This window comes from Pseudoalteromonas sp. SR45-5 (assembly GCF_014163565.1).
GTDB lineage: Bacteria > Pseudomonadota > Gammaproteobacteria > Enterobacterales > Alteromonadaceae > Pseudoalteromonas > Pseudoalteromonas distincta.
Genome location: NZ_JACJDN010000397.1, coordinates 1 through 3843 on the forward strand (window position 1 = coordinate 1; position 3843 = coordinate 3843).

Annotated in this window: 2 protein-coding genes; both read left to right on the plus strand. The window is 36.1% G+C overall.

What is annotated here, in order from left to right:
• Window positions 1-36 precede the first annotated feature (36 nt).
• Window positions 37-2406 carry an EAL domain-containing protein gene (locus tag H5072_RS13965; protein WP_182693865.1) on the plus strand — a complete coding sequence of 790 codons (2370 nt, stop codon included), beginning with the start codon at window positions 37-39 and terminating at the stop codon, window positions 2404-2406.
• Between the two features lie 410 nt (window positions 2407-2816).
• Entirely contained in the window at window positions 2817-3704 is an 888-nt protein-coding gene (locus H5072_RS13970; RefSeq protein WP_002961689.1) for a LysR family transcriptional regulator, read from the plus strand.
• The last annotated feature ends 139 nt before the right edge of the window (window positions 3705-3843 follow it).

Below are 3843 nucleotides of genomic sequence, written 5' to 3' on the forward strand. Positions count from 1 at the left end.
CGAATTTAAAAATAAAAAGAACAATATAAATTGCCTATGTCTTATAAAACTGATGCGACTAGAGCGCTTGAGATAAAAACTGATCAACTAAGTATCATTAATCAATTTTCATCTAGCCTATTGCAACTCGATACATTAGAAGAATTGTTTGAGTATGTTACAACGCACGTTGTAAATCGCTTAGGGTTTGTTGATTGTGTCATATATCTAGCTGACAATAATGCAAATACATTAAACCAAGTTGCATCAATGGGTATTGCACACGCGCGGGACAAATATCAAGCGGAACGTAAAATAATACGTTTTAGTGAAGGTATAACGGGCGCAGTTGCAACGACCGGAAAAGCGGTAATTATTAACGATGTAACGAAAGACAGCCGTTATATCGCTGATGAACGCCCTGCTCAATCAGAACTATGTGTTCCCCTTATATACAAAGAACAAGTTTTAGGTGTTATTGATTGTGAGCACCCAATCAAAGGTTATTTTACCAATGCACACCTTGAAATTCTTACAACAGTTGCTCACTTACTCAGTGCCAAGATTAACCAGGTTAATACAGTAAACAACTTACAAAAAACAGTTGAGCAACTCAACAATGCACAAAAATTAGAAAACAGCTTATTACAAATAGCTAACCTAACTTACAAAGCGAGTGACCTAGATACATTTTTTAAAGCCTTGCATTCAATCATAAATAACTTACTTCGAGCCGATAACTTTTTTATCGCTCTATACGACAAAAAAGTAGATATACTTGACCTCGTTTACATAGTCGAAGAAGGTATAAACACTAAAACTCATCAAAAAATATCTAAAGAACAACTTAAAGACACCGCTTCATATTACCTTCTAAAAACAGAGCAAACCCTATTACTCAACAAAGATGCCTTTCAAAGTCACATTAATAACGGTGATTTTAAAATGGTAGGTCGGCAATCTGAGTCTTGGTTAGGTGTTCCATTTCAAACAAGTGATCGTATAAGCGGGGTTATCGTTGTACAAAGCTACGATAAAACACTGCATTACAACGAACACGATAGTGCTCTTCTAACGTATGTAAGTCGCCAAATAAGTATGGCAATTGATAGGCAATTAGCCCGCCAAGAACTTGAGCACAAAGCATTACATGACGAGCTTACAGGCCTTGCTAACCGCTCACTACTTATTGAACGTATAAAACATGCTATTTTACGTTTAACGCGTGCTAAAAAGAGTACTAGCCATGCCCTGTTGTATCTAGACTTTGACCGTTTTAAAAGTATTAATGATTCGCTCGGGCATGAAGTTGGGGACCACTTCCTTATAAAAATATGCGACTTGATTAAAGGTACAGTACGAAGCACGGATACATTTGCACGTTTAGGCGGCGATGAATTTGCAATTTTTATGGAAAACATCACGCATAAAAACCAAGTTAATGAAGCTTTAAACCGCATTAAAAACGCATTATCAAAACCTTTAAATATAGATAACCACTTACTCCAAGCATCAACGAGTATTGGGGTTGCCTATACAGATAACGTAAACGACAAAGCTTATATATTACTGCAACAAGCCGATGCCGCTATGTATGAAGCTAAGTCAACCGGACGTGGTCAGGTAAAGTTTTTTAATAACACGATGCGTAAAAAACTTAAAACCCATGCCGATATAGAAAACGACTTACAACACGGTATTGAACACAACGAGTTTGAACTTTATTTTCAACCAATTTTCACAATTACTACCAGTGAAGTTATCGGCTTTGAAGCACTTGTTCGTTGGCATCACCCTACAAAAGGGTTTGTACCCCCTAATGACTTTATACCGATAGCTGAAACTACAGGGCAAATTATAAATCTTGATTTACATTTACTTGATTTAGCGGCCCAGCATATTTCAAATTGGTACCAACAAGGCCATCGCTTTTTAAAAGTCACCGTTAATGTATCGTCACGACACTTTGCAAGCCTCGATTTTGTAGCGCAAATACATTCCATTTATAATAAGTACCAATTACCTCTAGGTTCTTTATGCTTAGAAATTACCGAATCTGGCTTAATAGAAAATCTAGAGCTCGCCACTCAAATAATTGAAGGTCTCTCACCTTTAAAAGTAAAATTATGTCTTGATGATTTTGGAACAGGTTATTCAGCACTAGGCTACTTGCACCAACTGCCTATTCATATTTTAAAAATAGATAAAAGCTTTATTGACCATCTACAGGATTCTACTAACCCACTTGTTGAAGCCATTTTATCACTTGCGCAATCATTAAAACTTGAAGTTGTAGCTGAAGGAATAGAAACAGTTGAGCAATTAACTATTTTGCAATCCACCGCGTGCGACTATGGCCAAGGCTTTTTAAAATCAAAACCTGTTACTGCCAAAGAAGCCATATTACTAATTAATAAATCCTTATAAAAAGAGCCAGCGAGTAGGTCGCTGGCTTAGGTATTACGCATATACTCTCCCATTGAGCTAAACTTAAGCTATAAGGCAAAACGACTCTATTTTTTAAAGCACAATCTAAAGTAAGCATTCAACAAACCTCACCTCATACCGTTATCAACATGGTTAAAACTCACGCTGAGCTAAAACGCACAGCAATCGTTATATTTAAAATACAACATGAAGCAAACTCATCTAAAACTCATCAAACCAGTTTTCAAATGACTTTTATCATTACTAACTCTAATATTTTCACGATTCATAGCGATAAACTGCAATAAAACGCATAATTTTAGCCATCTAGACGTTGAAACGTTTTTTATATAGGCGTAGTATGTAATTAATCTGAGCTGAACTCACTTTTCCCATGAGAATTTTTAAAGATGATTGGTATTAAACATTTAAAAACCATAGCAACCCTAAAAGAAACAGGATCTTTGGTTAATACAGCACGAGAGTTATTTTTGACACAGTCTGCTTTATCTCATCAAATCAAAGATTTAGAGAATAAATTGGATTGCCAATTATTTGAGCGTAAAACTCAACCAGTCCGCTTTACTCCTCAAGGAATGCTATTACTTGAATTAGCTCACGAAATATTGCCAAAAATGGAAGCGACTAAATGTCGTTTAAAAGAAAGCTTAAACCAGCCCATTTCTCAACTACGTTTGAGCGTGGAATGCCATGCATGTTTTCATTGGTTATTACCTACTATTAAAGAATTTAATAACTTTTGGCCTGATATAAAAATTGATTATGAACGTGGCTTTAGTTACGACGCTATTCCTGACTTACTAAGCGATGAGCTCGATTTAGTTTTAACGTCTGACATACGCGAACCCGACACATTAGAATACGCGCACTTATTTGATTTTAAATTGAAGCTTATTGTGGCGCCGGATCATGAACTTGCTAAAAAAGCGTATGTAACAGCGCTTGATTTAAAAAACGAAACTATTATTTCATACCCTATCCCGCGTGAACGCCAAGATATATTTAAGCATTTCATTCAAAATGCTCGTTTTGACGGTACACTAAAAACGGTTGACCAAGGACTACTTATTTTTCAACTAGTAAGTGCTGGCATGGGCGTTGCTGCTTTGCCCGATTGGCTAGTTACACCTTATGAAAGCCAAGGCTTAATTAAATCAATTCCTTTAGGCGCTCTTGGCCTTACTCGCCCTATGTATTTAGCGATGAAAAAAGACATGAAAGATAACCCTGTTTATCGTCACTTTTTAAATACATGTAAGCTAAATAACGGTCGATAATCATCAATATAATAAGTAATATCGCTGTAATTAACTCTACAGCGTTTAACTCTTATGTTTGTTATTAAAAAAATGATTGGTGGTTTACTTATGCCACTGCCTCTATTTGGTTTATTTGCGTGCCTGATGCTCCTACTGG

Excerpts from the sequence above, each read along its gene's own strand:
- H5072_RS13965 (WP_182693865.1), top strand. The coding sequence starts at position 37 with ATGTCTTATAAAACTGATGCGACTAGAGCGCTTGAGATAAAAACTGAT.
- H5072_RS13970 (WP_002961689.1), top strand. The coding sequence starts at position 2,817 with ATGATTGGTATTAAACATTTAAAAACCATAGCAACCCTAAAAGAAACA.